General features: G+C 70.9%; 19 protein-coding genes. 4 read left to right on the top strand and 15 right to left on the bottom strand.

Annotated features, from left to right (window positions below; translation table 11 throughout):
• Positions 1–69: 69 nt before the first annotated feature.
• The 3 genes from ACFV57_RS34755 to ACFV57_RS34765 form a co-directional block, all read right to left on the bottom strand.
• Positions 70–642 (bottom strand): hypothetical protein, encoded by a 573-nt coding sequence (locus ACFV57_RS34755; RefSeq protein WP_385240484.1) that lies wholly within the window; start codon positions 640–642, stop codon positions 70–72.
• 69 nt (positions 643–711) lie between these two features.
• A complete protein-coding gene (locus tag ACFV57_RS34760; RefSeq protein ID WP_385240487.1) occupies positions 712–1263 on the bottom strand; it encodes a GNAT family N-acetyltransferase in 552 nt (183 codons plus the stop codon).
• A gap of 5 nt (positions 1264–1268) precedes the next feature.
• Positions 1269–2513 (bottom strand): hypothetical protein, encoded by a 1245-nt coding sequence (locus ACFV57_RS34765; RefSeq protein WP_385240490.1) that lies wholly within the window; start codon positions 2511–2513, stop codon positions 1269–1271.
• A gap of 199 nt (positions 2514–2712) precedes the next feature.
• Between ACFV57_RS34765 and ACFV57_RS34770 the strand changes: the two genes are divergently transcribed.
• Together ACFV57_RS34770 and ACFV57_RS34775 are read left to right on the top strand one after the other, a co-directional pair.
• Entirely contained in the window at positions 2713–3114 is a 402-nt protein-coding gene (locus ACFV57_RS34770) for a DUF6415 family natural product biosynthesis protein (protein ID WP_385240493.1), read from the top strand.
• 244 nt (positions 3115–3358) lie between these two features.
• Positions 3359–3544: a hypothetical protein gene (locus ACFV57_RS34775; RefSeq protein ID WP_385240496.1), complete on the top strand. Its 186-nt coding sequence runs from the start codon at positions 3359–3361 to the stop codon at positions 3542–3544.
• Positions 3545–3623: 79 nt separating this feature from the next.
• On the opposite strand, the gene mobF is transcribed toward ACFV57_RS34775, so the two are convergent.
• Entirely contained in the window at positions 3624–5564 is a 1941-nt protein-coding gene (mobF, locus tag ACFV57_RS34780) for a MobF family relaxase (protein ID WP_385240499.1), read from the bottom strand.
• Positions 5565–5858: 294 nt separating this feature from the next.
• Here mobF and ACFV57_RS34785 point away from each other — a divergent pair, with 294 nt between their 5' ends.
• Together ACFV57_RS34785 and ACFV57_RS34790 are read left to right on the top strand one after the other, a co-directional pair.
• Positions 5859–6164, top strand: coding sequence for a hypothetical protein (locus tag ACFV57_RS34785; protein ID WP_385240502.1), 306 nt, complete (start codon positions 5859–5861; stop codon positions 6162–6164).
• A 291-nt stretch (positions 6165–6455) separates the two neighbouring features.
• Complete coding sequence (locus ACFV57_RS34790; RefSeq protein ID WP_385240505.1) at positions 6456–7070, top strand: Uma2 family endonuclease; 615 nt, start codon at positions 6456–6458, stop codon at positions 7068–7070.
• 92 nt (positions 7071–7162) lie between these two features.
• Here ACFV57_RS34790 and ACFV57_RS34795 read toward each other — a convergent pair whose 3' ends face one another.
• The 11 genes from ACFV57_RS34795 to ACFV57_RS34845 all read right to left on the bottom strand — a co-directional run bounded on the left by ACFV57_RS34795 (position 7163) and on the right by ACFV57_RS34845 (position 13585).
• Entirely contained in the window at positions 7163–8101 is a 939-nt protein-coding gene (locus ACFV57_RS34795; protein ID WP_385240508.1) for a hypothetical protein, read from the bottom strand.
• The gene (locus ACFV57_RS34800) at positions 8101–9033 is read right to left on the bottom strand and encodes a ParA family protein (RefSeq protein WP_385240510.1); all 933 of its coding nucleotides are present in this window, start codon (positions 9031–9033) and stop codon (positions 8101–8103) included. The genes ACFV57_RS34795 and ACFV57_RS34800 overlap by 1 nt, the downstream gene beginning before the upstream one ends.
• A gap of 368 nt (positions 9034–9401) precedes the next feature.
• Complete coding sequence (locus ACFV57_RS34805; protein WP_385240513.1) at positions 9402–9635, bottom strand: hypothetical protein; 234 nt, start codon at positions 9633–9635, stop codon at positions 9402–9404.
• Positions 9635–10096, bottom strand: coding sequence for a hypothetical protein (locus tag ACFV57_RS34810; RefSeq protein WP_385240516.1), 462 nt, complete (start codon positions 10094–10096; stop codon positions 9635–9637). The genes ACFV57_RS34805 and ACFV57_RS34810 overlap by 1 nt, the downstream gene beginning before the upstream one ends.
• Positions 10097–10107: 11 nt before the next feature.
• Positions 10108–10593: a hypothetical protein gene (locus ACFV57_RS34815; RefSeq protein ID WP_385240520.1), complete on the bottom strand. Its 486-nt coding sequence runs from the start codon at positions 10591–10593 to the stop codon at positions 10108–10110.
• A 3-nt stretch (positions 10594–10596) separates the two neighbouring features.
• Complete coding sequence (locus tag ACFV57_RS34820) at positions 10597–11211, bottom strand: histone-like nucleoid-structuring protein Lsr2 (protein ID WP_385240523.1); 615 nt, start codon at positions 11209–11211, stop codon at positions 10597–10599.
• A gap of 13 nt (positions 11212–11224) precedes the next feature.
• A complete protein-coding gene (locus ACFV57_RS34825; RefSeq protein ID WP_385240526.1) occupies positions 11225–11509 on the bottom strand; it encodes a hypothetical protein in 285 nt (94 codons plus the stop codon).
• On the bottom strand, positions 11509–12054 hold the full coding sequence (locus tag ACFV57_RS34830; protein WP_385240529.1) for a WhiB family transcriptional regulator: 546 nt from the start codon (positions 12052–12054) through the stop codon (positions 11509–11511). The genes ACFV57_RS34825 and ACFV57_RS34830 overlap by 1 nt, the downstream gene beginning before the upstream one ends.
• Positions 12051–12506 (bottom strand): hypothetical protein, encoded by a 456-nt coding sequence (locus tag ACFV57_RS34835; RefSeq protein WP_385240532.1) that lies wholly within the window; start codon positions 12504–12506, stop codon positions 12051–12053. The genes ACFV57_RS34830 and ACFV57_RS34835 overlap by 4 nt, the downstream gene beginning before the upstream one ends.
• Positions 12503–13183 carry a GGDEF domain-containing protein gene (locus tag ACFV57_RS34840; protein ID WP_385240535.1) on the bottom strand — a complete coding sequence of 227 codons (681 nt, stop codon included), beginning with the start codon at positions 13181–13183 and terminating at the stop codon, positions 12503–12505. Before ACFV57_RS34840 ends, ACFV57_RS34835 begins: the two co-directional genes overlap by 4 nt.
• Before the next feature lie 90 nt (positions 13184–13273).
• Complete coding sequence (locus ACFV57_RS34845; protein ID WP_385240538.1) at positions 13274–13585, bottom strand: hypothetical protein; 312 nt, start codon at positions 13583–13585, stop codon at positions 13274–13276.
• Positions 13586–13615 lie beyond the last annotated feature (30 nt).

Here is a 13615-nt window from a genome sequence, read left to right on the forward strand (position 1 = left end):
GGCGTACGAGAGCGTTGGTGCTGCCCTGCCGCCGTATGGCCTACCGCGCTCGGGCACCGGCACCGCCGTTCAGTACTCGTGATCGCCGAGGGCGTCGGCGATCTGACGGTGCTCAAGCAGCCGCCGGTATATGGCCCCGAAGGCCCGCATCGGTGTCTCGGTCTCCCAGTAGCGCTTCCCCGCCACATCCCGCGCCACCATGGCCGCCAGCTCACCGGTGACACGCAGCACCCGCTCCCACCGGTCCCGGCCGTCCAGACGGCCCGCGTGCTCGGCCAGCGCGATCCGCTCGGTGCGGCCCCGCTCGGTGCTCTCCTGGTCGGGCACGCCCTGGACGCATGCGAGAGCCTGCTGGGTCAGCAGCCCGGTCACTCCGCGGCCCTGTGGTGCGCACAGCGCCACGTCGTTGGTCTCCTCCCCTACCAGGGCCGATGTGGACGCCTGCTGGTAGATGGCGGCCGCGAGCACCACGTTGACCAGGAGCCGGTCCGGCTCCGTCAGCGTCAGCGCCCACTCCTCGGTGGGCACCGTACGGCCGGCCTTCTCCACGTAGTCGATCATCGCTGTGCCCCAGCTCAGGCAGAACTCCCACGTCGACTCCGGCGCACGCCCCTGCCCCTGGTCCTGCTGCCCACCTGTCATGCCGCACACCGTAGACCGCCCGGCACCGCCAGTCGGCCCCGGGCCGGGGCCCGCTTCGCCCGGCAGGCATCACTCCTGGGCCAAGGGGCGGAGCATCATGGTGTAGACAGGGGCATCGGCGAAGGGCTGCTGGTTGCCGAGAGCGCGGTAGCCCCACTGCTCGTAGCGCCGCCGAACCTCCGGGTGGGACGCGTCGACCAGCAGTGTGGCACGTTGCTCCGGCCGATCGTGCAGAAGCCGTTCGTGGAGACGGTGTGCCTCGCCGGTGCCACGCCAGGGGCGGCGCACCATGACCTCGAAGACGGCGAAGGTGCGCCGGCCGTCCTCGCGGGTGAAGTCGTCCGACAGCGGACCGGCAGCGGAATTCCACCAGGCGGAGCCGGCCGGCAGCGGGGCGCCGAAGGCATATCCGGTCACCTCTCCCCCGCTGCCTCCCGCACGGCCGAGGACAGCGCACCAGCCGTCCAGGGAGGCGTACATGTCGGCGCGCTCGGCGAACCGGTCCACGTCATGAAACGCCTGGTCCTCGTCGGCGTAGATCTCACGGTAGACGTCGAGCAACAGGCTGCGGACCTCGCGGTACTGGTCAGCGCGGACAAGCTGCAGCAGGCTCTCGGACACGACGCTCATCTCCTACCGGAAGGTGGGGCGGGGGGGCGGTGCAGCCAGTCGGCGGCGGCCGGCTCGTACGGGGCGAGGGCGGACAGGCGGGTGCGGAACTGGCCGAGCAGGGTGCGGATGCGCGCGGAGGCCGGAACCGGTCCGGCCAGGGCGAGGGCCTGGTCTGCGGTGGCGCACGCCTGCTCGATGTTGCGCTGAGCGGCCTGGGCCAGGGCGAGCGTGGCGGTGTAGTACGCGCGGTTGCGCACCAGGTCGGGGTGCATCTGGGCCAGGGCGTGGTGGGCGCGGTATTCGGCGAGGTCGTACTGCCCGAGGCGCTGGTGGAAGACGCCAGCGAGACCGTGCAGCTCGGCCGCGTCGAAGAAGCGCAGCCAGCCGGGGCGCCAGATGTCCGAGTCGGCGTGGGTGAAGGACCGCTCGGCGTAGCCCAGGGAGCGCAGGACGGCTTGCCGGTTGCCGGTGCGGGCGTGGCAGGAGGCGGTGCGGGCGTGGGCGAGGGAGGCGTAGAGCGGGTCGCGGGCGGCGGCGCTGGAGGTGCGGGCGGCTTCGGCGGCGGCGAGCGCGTCGCTGTGCCGGTCCTGCTGCGTGGCGAGCATGGACAGGTTGTGCCAGGCGCGCAGTTCGGCGTCCGCGTCGTGCGCCATGCCGGCCAGGGCGAGCGCCCGGTGCAGGCAGGCGGCGGCCCGGGCGGGGTTGTGGGTGTCGATCGCCGCCCAGGCCGCCGTGGTGGTCGCATCTGCGGCCAGCGCGTACAGCGCGCCGCGGACCCGGGCGGAGGCCACCGTGCGCTGCAGCAGTTCCTGTGCCTGATCGGCGCGGTGCAGCGCCGTCTTCTCCAGGCCGCGGCTGCCGCCGTGTGCATCGTCCTGGTGAGCCAGGGCGTCAATCCGTGCGCGCAGGCGGTGGACGTCGCTCATGCCGACCGCGGCGTTCCTCGGCAGGGCGGCGCCACCGGCCGCGGTCACAAAGCGGCGTCGGCGCACCTCGTCCTCCTCCCCGTCAGCGGTACGGGGAACGAAGCCTAGGCCGGTCGCCGACTGGCCGGTCACCATCTGCAGGGCTTGGCGTTGGCGGGCTTGTGGCCATGGAGTTTCTCCGGACAGCCAGCGGAAGACGGTCCGGTCGCTGACGCGGCCGCGCCGGCCGGTGAGCTGTTCCAGGGCCGCATTGACCCGGTCGGCCAGCTCGAGCGTGGTGAAGCGGTGTTGGTCCATCCAGCTGCCGAGCGCCCGGTTTCTCACCCGCTCCATGAGGCCACGGTAGGGCGGCGGCCGCTTCCACTCGGGTAAAGGACGGGTCAACTTGTCAGGGTGCCGGTGGGGTGAGAGGGCAGCGGTTCGTCATGGTCCCCTCGCCTGCTACGGCGTTGTCTGTGCGTAAGCCGTTCCGCCGTGCGCCGGCCCCCGCCGCGCGCCGAAACGGGCATCGCACGCGAAAGGGCAGCCGCGCATGGACCAGCACATCCTGTACGACCCGGGCGGCCTCTGGGAGCAGACGCTGCCGCTCGACCGCGAACCGTACCTCTCATTGGTCACCGCCGTCCTGGCCTGGACCGGCCCCAAGCCGGTGCTCCAGCCCCGCGACTACGAACAGATCAATTTGCAGCTGACCGGGCATGCCCGGGCCGTGGCCGGCGACGTCCAGCGCCGCTGCGCCGCACTGCCCAAGAACAGCACGGTGCGGGGACTGGCCGAGGTCGTCCTCGGCGAAGCCGAACGCCGCCTGGCAGCTCAGCCGGACGCCACGGTCGCCTGTGTGCAAAACCGTGCCCGCCTCGTACGGGCACTGTACGAACGCCTCGACCACCTGAAGGCTGCCGAACGGCCTGCCCCCGCCACTACGGCGCCCTGAGGAAGCGTCCCAAAGCCGCCGCCCGGCGGTACCACCCATGGCCCCGGGCGGCACGAAGCCCCGGCGCCGCACCGCCTGCTACCACCTGCGGCCGCCGGGGCTTTCGTCGGCGCGATCCAGCCCAGAAACACGCACTGCCCGAGCGGTAGCTGGCCGCGGTCTTGCGGGCGTTGGGCTTCGGTTGGTTGGCTGAACGTCCCGATGACCAGAGGGGGCAGCAGTGGAAGCGAGCGAGTCGGAGCACTTGAAGTCACTGATCATCAGCACCGCACAGGAGTTGTGGGAGGACAAGGCCGCACTCGGCAAGTTCCTCAATGTCGTCCGACGCAGCGCCGGTTTCGTCCAGCTCGCCGACACGATGGAGCAGTCCGAGGTCCGGCCCCCGAAACCTACGTTCCTTGGCGTGAAGAGCACCGAGTTCCAGGACTGAGCAGGAGCCGGACGCACCGGTACCTGGACGACAGCACATACGGCGGCCCCATCTCGGTGGTGGGGCCGCCGTATGCCGTTCACCGACGTCTGCCGGAGCTCTGGCCGTGGCCCGGCTGAGGCGGACGCTGTGCGCGCTCGTCTTCTGGGCGAGGCGTACGGGGTGTGTCATCGCCGTGGTCGTCCTGGCGGAGCCGCTGCCGGGACGCGTCCCCCACCTCGGCGAACGCCTCGCCCGCCCGCTGGATTTGATGCAGTTGCTCGGCGGTCAGCGCGAGCGCCTCCAGGTCGGTACGCAGTGCCTCCAGGTCGACCGCCGGCTGGGGCACATCCTTTGTCCTGCGGCGGTCGGGGGCGGTGTCCTGGTGCGGGAGCAGGAGTTCGGGCATCGCTGCTTGCTGGTGCCCGGCGACGTCGTAGACCCGGCCCCGCACGGCGGTGGTGGTGCGCAGCTTCCCCCGCACCGCCGCGCCGGCGAGGACCGCCCGGTCGTAGCGCAGCGGGACGCGGGGTATCTCCCGCTCCCCCAGCTCCGGGTCCGGGGGTCGGGGCGAGGCGGGCGCGCCGGGGCCGGCCGGGGGCTGCGGGTCCGGGTCGGATGGCGCGGTGCTGGGTGGGCGCCGGGCGGGTTCGAGGTCGGACAGGGCCCACTGGGCGGTGTAGAGGCGGTAGCCGGGCTCTTCGCCGCGCGGGGTCTTCGGCTCGCTGATGTCCAGGCAGTGGGTGTCGAGCGCGGCGGTCACGATCTGGTCGTCCAGGTTGGGGTCGCGGCGGCGGCCGCGCAGGACGAGGGCGAGGTGACGGCGGGCTTCGGCGAGCAGATGCCGTCGGTGGAACCGGCCGCCACCATTCATCACGAACACCGTCGCGGTGACGTCGACCGCCGCCAGGGCGACGTCCACCACCGCGGCGACCCGGGCCCGGATGGTGACGGCCGCAGCGCGAGCGCGCTCGAGGAGCGAGTTCACCAGGTCGGCACCGAAGTGCATGATGGCGCTCGCCTTCCACGAGGCGCGCAGCTGCGCGAGCGGCCGGGGCTTCTGCTTGGGCGGGCGGGTCTTGAGGGCAGCGATCCGGTTCAGCTTGGCGCGGGCCCTCTCCGAGACCACGGGCAGGAAGCGGGGCTCGCCGTCGTCGTCGACGGCGGTGACGTACTCGTGCTCCAGCTCGGAGAGGCAGGCGGCGATCTGGTCGCTGCGCCGGGCGGTCCAGCGGATCAGCTCGTGCGGCACCCCGGCTATCTCTATCACGGGCCGGCGCCCGGCGGTGACGGTGCGCGGCTCGGTCGCCAGCCCCAGCGCCTCGCAGACCTCCGTGGCCACGAGCTCGTTGTAGAGCGCTGAGGCGGCGACGGTGTTCTCATGCAGGGCCGTGGTGTGGATCGAGCCCCACTTCCCGTCCAGACGCTGCCCCTTCACGGACAGAAGCAGATGGTCATGGAGCAGGGGCATGCCGGAGCGGGCCTCGTAGTGGCGGAAGCGCGCGGCGACCAGCCCGCCGGGCGGCCGGTCACGGTAGATGCCGTCCTTGCCGTAGCGGATCACCGCCACCTCGTCCTCGATCCACGCCAGCACCCGCTCGATCGCGTACTCGTGTGCGGCCTCGATCACCCGCCGGGTCTCGTCATCCCCCAGCGCCCATAGGAGGTAGATCGTCGGCTGCGGCCGGAAGACGAAGCCGACGCCGGTGACCGTCACCCGGCGCCCGAGGGCACCGGCCCTGACCGCCGCCTTCGGAGAGTCGCCTTGGGCGAGCCGGTCGGCCTCGATCCGGTCCGCGTGCGGGTGCCGCCCCCGCTCACCGAAGAGATTCCGTAGCTGACTTTCGGTGACTTCCTCGCCCGGCGCCAGTCCGAGTGCGGCCAGGCCGCGGCCCATCCACCGCCCGGCCGGGACACCGGCTTGTTCCTGGGCCTCGCGCAGTGGCGTGCGGGCCGGGCGGTGCCCGTCGCCGACGACGGTATGGCGCAGGCAGTAACGGTACATCTGACCGGCTCGGATGATGCTGATCTCCACTGTCATAGAGCCACGCCACACGGCTCTGACCTGCAAGAAAGAGCCGACCAGCGGTAGGTCCCGTCAGGTGGGAGCAGCGGCCGGACTTTCTTCTCAGGCGCCCGTCAGGCGGGAAGTGTCCCCGGGCCGGAAGCGAATGTCATCGCTCTCCGGCAGCCCACACCTCACGAACCGAATGACACCGGCAAGCACCGCTGAGCATCACTGAGCACCAAAAAACGTGCACCGCTGACGAGCACCGCCCTATTCAGCCCCCGGCGCCCGCCGGGGGCTTCGTCGTGCTGCCCGCAGGAGACTGCCGTGCCCACCTTCGAGGTCCTCCCCCGCTTCGCCGCCGATCTCCAGCACCTCACCCCCGCCCAGCGCCAACGCTTCCACCGCGTCGTCTTGGACGCTTTCGTCCCCGACCTGCGCACCGGGCTCTTCCGGCCGGGCCTGCGCATCAAAGGGGTGCACGGCGCTTCTGGCGTCTACGAGCTCACCTGGTCCATGGGCGCCGGGCCCGCGGGACGTGCCACCTGGCAGTACGGCCAAGAGCAGATACGCGGCACCCGCCACATCGTGTGGCGCCGCATCGGCACCCACGCCATCCTCACCGGCCCGTAGTGCCGTCGTCGGCAGTCTCCTGGCAGTACCTGATCGGGTACTACATGACCTACCCGGATTCCGGCGACGTGTGTGCCCCAGCGGCCGACGGCCGATAGGGTCGCCACGTCTAAGGGCGCGAGGAGTTGGTGTGGACCACCTCTTTGAACGCGGCCACGTCTACCAGGCATGTGCTCCGCCTGGCCGGCCACCCCAGCACGTACGGATCCTGCGGCGGCATCCCGGCGGCCAGCGGTACCGGATCGCGGTCGCGGCCACCCCGCAAGGAACGGTGAACAGGAGCGAGCAGCCATGGCCGCAGAAGCCGAGCAGGGGCCGGGAGAGCGGGCCACCCTGGAGAACTGGATGTGCCCACCGCCGGACGGCTGGACGTACGATCAGGTGAAGCACGCGGAGCTGCCGTTCGAGTGGGAGCTGCTGGGCGGGAACATCGTGGTCCGAGGGCTGACCGTTCTGTGGCACAACCGCGTACGGAACCAGCTGTATTGCCAGCTGAAGAGCGCCTGCCGTGAGCCCTTCGACGTCGGCATCGCGCCGTACACCGTGATCGACGACCACAACATCCCCAAGCCCGACGTGTTGGTCTTCGACGAGTCGCAGCTCGATATCGACACGGTGGCCCAGATTCCCGGGGAGAGGGTCGCACTCGCCGTGGAGGTCATGTCCGAAGGGTCGCGCCACGCCGACCGCTTCAGCAAGCCGGCCCTGTACGCCGAAGCCGGCATCCGCTCCTACTGGCGCATCGAGCGCGCCGAGGGCGGCCTGCCCGTGGTGCACGAGTTCCGGCTGCACCCCGAGGGGGGTGTCTACGAGCCCAGCCCCGAGCGCCCCCTTCACACCGGCGAGCTCATCACCAACGTCCCGTTCCCCGTGAACATCAGTCTCCGGAAGCTCACCAAAGCGTGATCACTCCGAGGACGGCGGCCCCGCCCCTGCGCGGGGCCGCCGTATCCGGCACCCGGGTTGCGGGGGCGGAGTACGCACACTCGGCCAGGCGATCACTCCGACTTCGGGAGGCGGATCGCGACAGCTCTGTCGATCTGCTGGAGCACCGCACCGATGGACTCGATGAGCGGGACAGCGGTCTCCGGCTGAGCGGTCACCGCGCGGCGGGCGGCAGCCCTGTTCACTTTCTTGGCCGCCTTTTGGAGGCTGTCGAGGGCCTCCGCCAGGCGGTCGATGTCCTTCGCCGCGAGCACTTCGGCCTTGCTATCGCTGCCTTGTGCACCGGACTCCCCAATTGGGGAGTCCTTGCCGAGGGAGGTGATGCTCTGGACCCCACCGTCTGGCTTCTCGGCCTCATCCTGGTCGTCCTTGCCCGGCGACTGGAGCGCCTCACGCACGCGACGGCTGGCTTCGGCTGCGTCTAGGTCTTTCGGGAGGGCCCCGAGCCCGTTGACAACATCTTCCACTATCTGTGCGGTGACCCGGGGCACGCAGCGAGCGATGGTGTCGTAGACCGTGATGGCAACCTTGTCGGTGGTTTGGCGACGCACCTCTGTGAGCTTGCGGACGTGCGACTCCAGCGGCTTGTGGCCCAGATTCGCGAGAGCTTCGCCCACCCTCCACTCGTCCTTGAGCCGGTAGAGCTGGGACTCGGAAATCTCCCAGTTTTCCCAGACCCAGTCAGCGAAGTTGGGGTTCTCTTCGCGGTGGAGCTCGGCAGTGCTCATGGTCTCCAGAGACTTCCCGGCGACCCAGAAGGCATTGCGCAGGTTGTCTACGCCCGCCTTGCACGCCTGAAGGTCTTGGCGTTCCTGGTCGGAAAGACGGGCGTCTCCACTGGGCTGATACGGCGCGGGGATCGAGTCGAGTGTGGTGCCAGGAGGAGCTTTGATCACGACGTTGGCCGTGCCGCCAGCCGCGGGGAGGCCGCCAGAGAACAACCCTCCTGCTCCGGTCTGCGGTGCATCTTCATCGACGTCGAACAGGCCCATCAGGCCGCCTTCCTGCAGTGCTCGAGGATTTCCTGGTTCAGCTCCCGCATTTCCTTGGCCAGCGGGATGATCGTGTCAGGGACGACGTCAGCGTCGGTGGCGCGGCCGGCCTTCACGTCGTAGCGGGTCGCGGAAGTCGGGAGCAGTTCGGCGTACTCGCCGAACAGCAGGCCCTTCTTGCGGGCGTTACGGGCGGGCAGCTCGCGGTAACCGACGATGGTGTCCAGGATCGGGGTGCCTTCACCCAGGGTTCTGCGGATGTCGTCGCGGACGGCGGCGTGCATGAGGGTGGCAGAGCGGTTCGAGCCGTACAGGAACGCCCCGGCCATCTGCAGATGCGGATTCACCTGCCGCTTGACGACCTTGAAGTTCCTGCTGATGCGTTCCATCCCGAGGATCGAGGAATCGTCAGAACGGGTCGGCACGATGAGATGCTTCGCGCTGGCGAGTACGAGCTGCTCCAGAGAGTCACTCTCGGGGGCGCTGTCGAAGACGACGCGGTCGTATAGCGCGGCAATCGGGGCCAGGGCGCGCGCGAGCGACAGGACGACACCCGGGCCCTCCTGCATCATGCGCAGCATAAGGAGCTGGGAGACCTCGCCGACCATCGGCCCCCCGGGGACTACGTCCAGGTTGGGGCGCACCTCACGGATCGGCTGGAGCGGGGTGCGGTCGTGAAGCGCCCGGTAGAGACCCTGACCGTCCAGGACCGAGGGCCCGGCGGGGTGGGTTCCGCGCCCGAACCGTTTGATGCCGAGGTCGTCGTCATCCTGTCCGGTCACACAGATGAGAAGGGTTCGGTAGCCAGCCTCAGCAGCCTCGCCGGCGAGGTGTGCGGCGACGGTGCTCTTGCCGACGCCGCCCTTGCCCGTACCGACGACTGTGCTGCCCTCGGGAGGCTCGATCAGCTGCGCTGCGCTTTCGTTCAGCACGGGGTGCCCTTTCGTTGCTCATGTGTGGACCGCACCGTGCGCGGCACAGGCATCTTGGCACACCATGCCCCCTTGGCAGGACTGGGCTGCGGGCTGCACTCCCCAATTGGGGAGTGCATGCCTGAGTGCTTGATCCATCGGGTGGCGGACAGTGCGGAGTTGACGATTCCGGGTCTGGATACGAAAAAGCTCCGCTCCCGGCACGCGGCCGGAAGCGGAGCTTGGGGTGACGGTTCCCAGGCCGCCCAGGTTGCGGGCGCAGAAGTCCCTTGTTCGGGTCGTGGTAGGTGCGGAAGGTCGACGGCGGCGGGCGCCGACCGTTTCCAGAGCGGCGGTGACCGCGGCTTCGCAGATGTGGTCGGCGACGGTCAGGTGCGCATGAGCGCCTGTACGGGCGGCGGCACGACACCGGGGAGTGACGGATCAGCGCGGAGCGGACCATCAGCTATGACGAGGAAATCGTCGGTACGCCAGTCCATGACGACCCGTGCGGTCTTCCCCTGGGCCTGCTGCTGAGTGGCGTACTCGTCTGCGGGCCATGAGCCGTAGGGACCGCCGGCGGGAAAGCGCTTGAGAACGATGCGCGTGGGCTGGTCGGTCATTAGGACGCCTCCTGATCGGTGAAGGAAAGCTGATATACGGGACGCACTGTGCGGGGAGGGGGCGGCCGCGGCGGAGCCGGCAGCTCGATACGTTCCAGGTCGGCATCGGCGAGGAAGCCGAGCTGCCCGGCGGCGGCCGCGCGGGCGGCCAGCGTGATCGATCGGGTGATCCGGTGGTGTCCGTGGTCGATGCGCAGGTGGCACAGCTGGCAGGCGCCGAGGAGGTTCTCTTCTCGCACATCCTCCGGCTGGTGGTTGAGGTGGGCGGTGGTCAGGACCACCGTGGAGCCGGTGTCCGGGTGGTCCTGACCGTGGACTGCGGCGCAGCGGCCGCCGGGGTGCGCCAGGCTGCAGTGGCCTGTGCACTCGCAGCGGCCGCCGGCTCGCTCGAAGCGAATCCGCGCGCTGATCTGGGGCCAGTCGCGCGGGTAGCGGTGGATGTTCTCGGGCCGGATCGGCACGACGTCTTTGGCTATTCGCCGTCGGCGGCCTGACGCTGCTCGAACGCTTCGAGCAGACCGCCGACGTCGCCGGGGGTGTCCGCGCAGCCGACCCAGACGCCAGCCTCGGTCCACGTCGGGACTTGGTCGGTGTCGGCGTCGAGGTAGCAGACGTACGGGCCGTAACGGTCCAGCACCGCAGTGAAGGCCCCGGCAACGTCGGTGAGGACAGGCGCGGTCGCGAGGATCTCAAGGGCGGTGACGGCCAGCCACAGCGGGGCGTCCGGCGTGCGCGGCAGCCGCAGATGACCGGTGACGCGCAGCTTGTCGCCGGGGACCAGGCCGTGCAGGACGGCGGCCGCCATCACCGGGTCGGTGATGCTGCACGGCAGGGTCGCCTCGTCCGTCCGCTCGTCCGAGGGGGAGACGGTCAGCCGGAAGCGGGCTGTGAATCCGTGCAGGTCGCCGGGCACGGTCTCTTCCTCCAGGAAGCCGTCCAGGACTATCGCCTCGATCATGCTTCAGCCCGCCTTCCGAACCGGAGCCTGGTGGGCGGCGTCGTACGCCGCCAGCACCTTCTTGGGCACCACGCCCCTGTCGCCGACGGCGTGCCCGTTCGCGCGTGCCCAGGTGCGGATGGCGGTGAGCTCCTGGGGGGTGCGGCCGCTGCCGCGCGCGGTCCGGATCGGGGTGGGCGCGGCAGCCGGAGTGCCGGCCGGGCGGGGGCCCGCCTTGACCGCGCGCAGCTGCTCCTGTGCCTGCTCCAGCTCGGCCTTGAGGCGGGCGACGCGCTCTTCGGCCGCCTGGTGAGCAGCGTCGGCGACGCGTCGTGCGGTCAGTTCGGACAGGTCGCTGCGGATCCGGGCGGCTTTGTTGCGGATGCCGGCTGCCGGGTGGTCTTCGGCCCAGGCGAGCAGCTGCTCCACCGGATCGTCAGCCCCAGCCTTCTCGGACGGCGAAGTAGTGGAGGTGCGGGCCTGCTCGTCGGCGTTGACGAGGGTGGTGATCTCGTCTTCGGACAGGCCGGTCGCCGCGGTGATGTCGGCGGTGCTGGCGTCGGCGTAGTACATGGACAGTGCCATCGCCTCGAACGTTGTGAGGGTCTTCGGTGCCGGTGTCGGCTGGGGTTGCGGCATGTCGGTGTCTCCTTCACTGCGGGGGAGGAGGGGGAGCAGGGTGGTGAGGGTGGTGTCGTCGTCGGGCAGGCCGACGGCGTCCAGGAGGAGGACCAGGTCCTCCTTGCTGATCGCGCGGCGGGCGACGGTGCGGGCCGCGGCGGCCTGCTGCTCGGTGCTGGTGGGGTTCGAGGACCAGGTCCTCCTTGCTGATCGCGCGGCGGGCGACGGTGCGGGCCGCGGCGGCCTGCTGCTCGGTGCTGGTGGGGTTCAGGGGCAGGCCCTCGGCTTCGAGGGCCTGCTGCCAGTCGGTGAACATCAGACGACCCTGGTCGACAACGCGGCCTTGAGGATCGCCACGTTGCGCTCCTGGCGGGCCGGGGTCATCGGTTCCTTCCACGGCTCATACGGCACGGGCCGGGTGGGGATGAGCTCCCGCTCCAGGCGGGCCAGCGCCGTCTCGCGGACGGCCGGCGGGGCGAGGCGGGCCGCGCGCCGCTTCTCCTGCTGGCGGCGGTCCTGCTCGGCGACGATGTCGATCCAGCCGGTCCCGAGGCGCCGTTCGAGGCTCCGGCGCAGCGCGTTGCGCTGCCGGGCGGTGGTCGCCGCCCATACGCCGGTCGGCGTCAGTTCCTTGTGGGCCAGGGCCCACTTGAGGCAGTCGGTGACGACCGGGCAGCCGGAGCAGGCGAGCTTGGCCTTGGCGAGGGTCCTCTTCCGCGCGGTGCGGCCGGTGACCTCCTCGATGGCGAACAGGGCCGGGTCAGCCTGGCAGCGGGTCGGGGTCTCGGTGCGGGGGAAGGGGAACCGGTCGTCGGCGAGCACCACGGTGGTGTTGGGGGTGCCGGTACGCAGACCGCTCATGACGGAGCCTCCGTGAGCCGTGGGGCGAGGTCGGGGAGCTGGACGAGGATCTGCTCGAAGACAGGCAGCGGGACGCGCCACGGGCCGAGCTGACCGCCGCAGGGGATGGGCAGCGGCAGCACATGGACGTCGTCCAGGCCGACGTGGATGCGGTCAGGCTGGGCCCAGGGGCTGCACGGCTCGCCGGTGTCGGTGTGGCAGCCGGTGATGCGGACGATGCCGAGGACCCCGCGGGTGGGCAGCTCGCGCCCGCCGATGGTGCGGGCCACGAGCGGGTCGCGCACGGCCGCCCGGTCGGTCTGGGCTGCGGCGTGCAGCAGGCGCCAGCCCGGAGCCCAGGAGCGGGGACGGTTTTCCACGCGCTTGCCGCCGTGCAGGATCGCGGTGACCCAGGGCTGCTTGATGGTGATGCCGCGGATGTGGTCCGGGGCGTAGAGCGCCGGCGGCTTCACGCTGCGGCTCCCAGGGCGCTGGTGCCGGGCCGTCCGGCGCGCCGGCCGTTGATGGACGGCACGGTGGCGTGGGAGCGGTCGGCGAGGACGGCTCGGCCGGTGTGCTTGCCCGTGTACATCGCGGCGTCGGCGGCCCGCTGGAGGGCGGACAGGTCCGTCGTGCCGATGGTGTCCGGGCACGCGGCGCCGATCGACGCGGCGACGTCGACCCAGGCGCCGTCGTCGAGTTGGACGGGCTGCGCGAGGAGGGTGGCAAGCTGCGCAAGACGCGGGCCGCGGCGGCCGGGGCCGATCCGTGCGGCGACGGCGAACTCGTCGCCGCCGAGCCGGCCGACCGCCCCATGGCTGCCCGCCCAGGCGGTCAGCCGCTGCGCGGTGACGGCCAGGACGCGGTCGCCGGCGGCGTGGCCGCCGGGGCCGTCGTTGATCTGCTTGAAGTGGTCCAGGTCGACCATGGCCACCAGGGCGTGGGTGCCGTACCGGCCGGTGATCTGCCGGGCCTTGGCGGTGTAGCCGTCGCGGGTGAGCAGCCCGGTGAGCGGGTCGCGGCGGGCGGCGGCGAGCTTGCGGTGAAGGCTGACGGCGTGGGCGGTCCAGCCGGTCAGCGGCACCGCAAGGCTGGTGAGGATCAGGGCGCGATGTGCCGAAGGGCCGTGTACGCGCACGGTGGAGGCCATACTGGTCTCTCCCTCTCATCTCGTACGGGATGGATGGGCCCGGGGCAGGCGTCGGTTTCCAGGCCGTTGAGCGCCTGCCTCGGGGCGTACCTACAGTGCGAAGCTGCCGGTGCTGCACCAGCTGAATGGGTCGGTCCAGGGGGCGGCCGTCGCCGCTCCCCAGTCCGGCTCCCAGCCGTCGCGCGCGCCGCGCGCTCCCCAGCCGCCGTCCTGGCGCCCGGGATTGTCACGTCCGGCCTCGCGGGCGGCGAGCGCCTGGTCATAGACCTGATGGGCGCGGGCCAGGGCCTCGCCAGGCGAAGTGGCCTGACCGGTGAAGACGTGCAGCCCGTGCAGCGTCCGGTCGGTGGTGTGCATCGGGACGTCCACCTCGAAAAAGGTACGGGCCCTGTGCTGTGGCATGGCGGCCTCTCCTTCCTGCGCTGGTTGTGG

It is taken from the genome of Streptomyces sp. NPDC059788 (genome assembly GCF_042732265.1).
GTDB lineage: Bacteria > Actinomycetota > Actinomycetes > Streptomycetales > Streptomycetaceae > Streptomyces.

Excerpts from the sequence above, each read along its gene's own strand:
- ACFV57_RS34755 (WP_385240484.1), bottom strand. The coding sequence starts at position 642 with ATGACAGGTGGGCAGCAGGACCAGGGGCAGGGGCGTGCGCCGGAGTCG.
- ACFV57_RS34765 (WP_385240490.1), bottom strand. The coding sequence starts at position 2,513 with ATGGAGCGGGTGAGAAACCGGGCGCTCGGCAGCTGGATGGACCAACAC.
- ACFV57_RS34770 (WP_385240493.1), top strand. The coding sequence starts at position 2,713 with ATGGACCAGCACATCCTGTACGACCCGGGCGGCCTCTGGGAGCAGACG.
- mobF (WP_385240499.1), bottom strand. The coding sequence starts at position 5,564 with ATGACAGTGGAGATCAGCATCATCCGAGCCGGTCAGATGTACCGTTAC.
- ACFV57_RS34790 (WP_385240505.1), top strand. The coding sequence starts at position 6,456 with ATGGCCGCAGAAGCCGAGCAGGGGCCGGGAGAGCGGGCCACCCTGGAG.
- ACFV57_RS34795 (WP_385240508.1), bottom strand. The coding sequence starts at position 8,101 with ATGGGCCTGTTCGACGTCGATGAAGATGCACCGCAGACCGGAGCAGGA.
- ACFV57_RS34805 (WP_385240513.1), bottom strand. The coding sequence starts at position 9,635 with ATGACCGACCAGCCCACGCGCATCGTTCTCAAGCGCTTTCCCGCCGGC.
- ACFV57_RS34815 (WP_385240520.1), bottom strand. The coding sequence starts at position 10,593 with ATGATCGAGGCGATAGTCCTGGACGGCTTCCTGGAGGAAGAGACCGTG.
- ACFV57_RS34820 (WP_385240523.1), bottom strand. The coding sequence starts at position 11,211 with ATGCCGCAACCCCAGCCGACACCGGCACCGAAGACCCTCACAACGTTC.
- ACFV57_RS34825 (WP_385240526.1), bottom strand. The coding sequence starts at position 11,509 with ATGTTCACCGACTGGCAGCAGGCCCTCGAAGCCGAGGGCCTGCCCCTG.
- ACFV57_RS34830 (WP_385240529.1), bottom strand. The coding sequence starts at position 12,054 with ATGAGCGGTCTGCGTACCGGCACCCCCAACACCACCGTGGTGCTCGCC.
- ACFV57_RS34840 (WP_385240535.1), bottom strand. The coding sequence starts at position 13,183 with ATGGCCTCCACCGTGCGCGTACACGGCCCTTCGGCACATCGCGCCCTG.
- ACFV57_RS34845 (WP_385240538.1), bottom strand. The coding sequence starts at position 13,585 with ATGCCACAGCACAGGGCCCGTACCTTTTTCGAGGTGGACGTCCCGATG.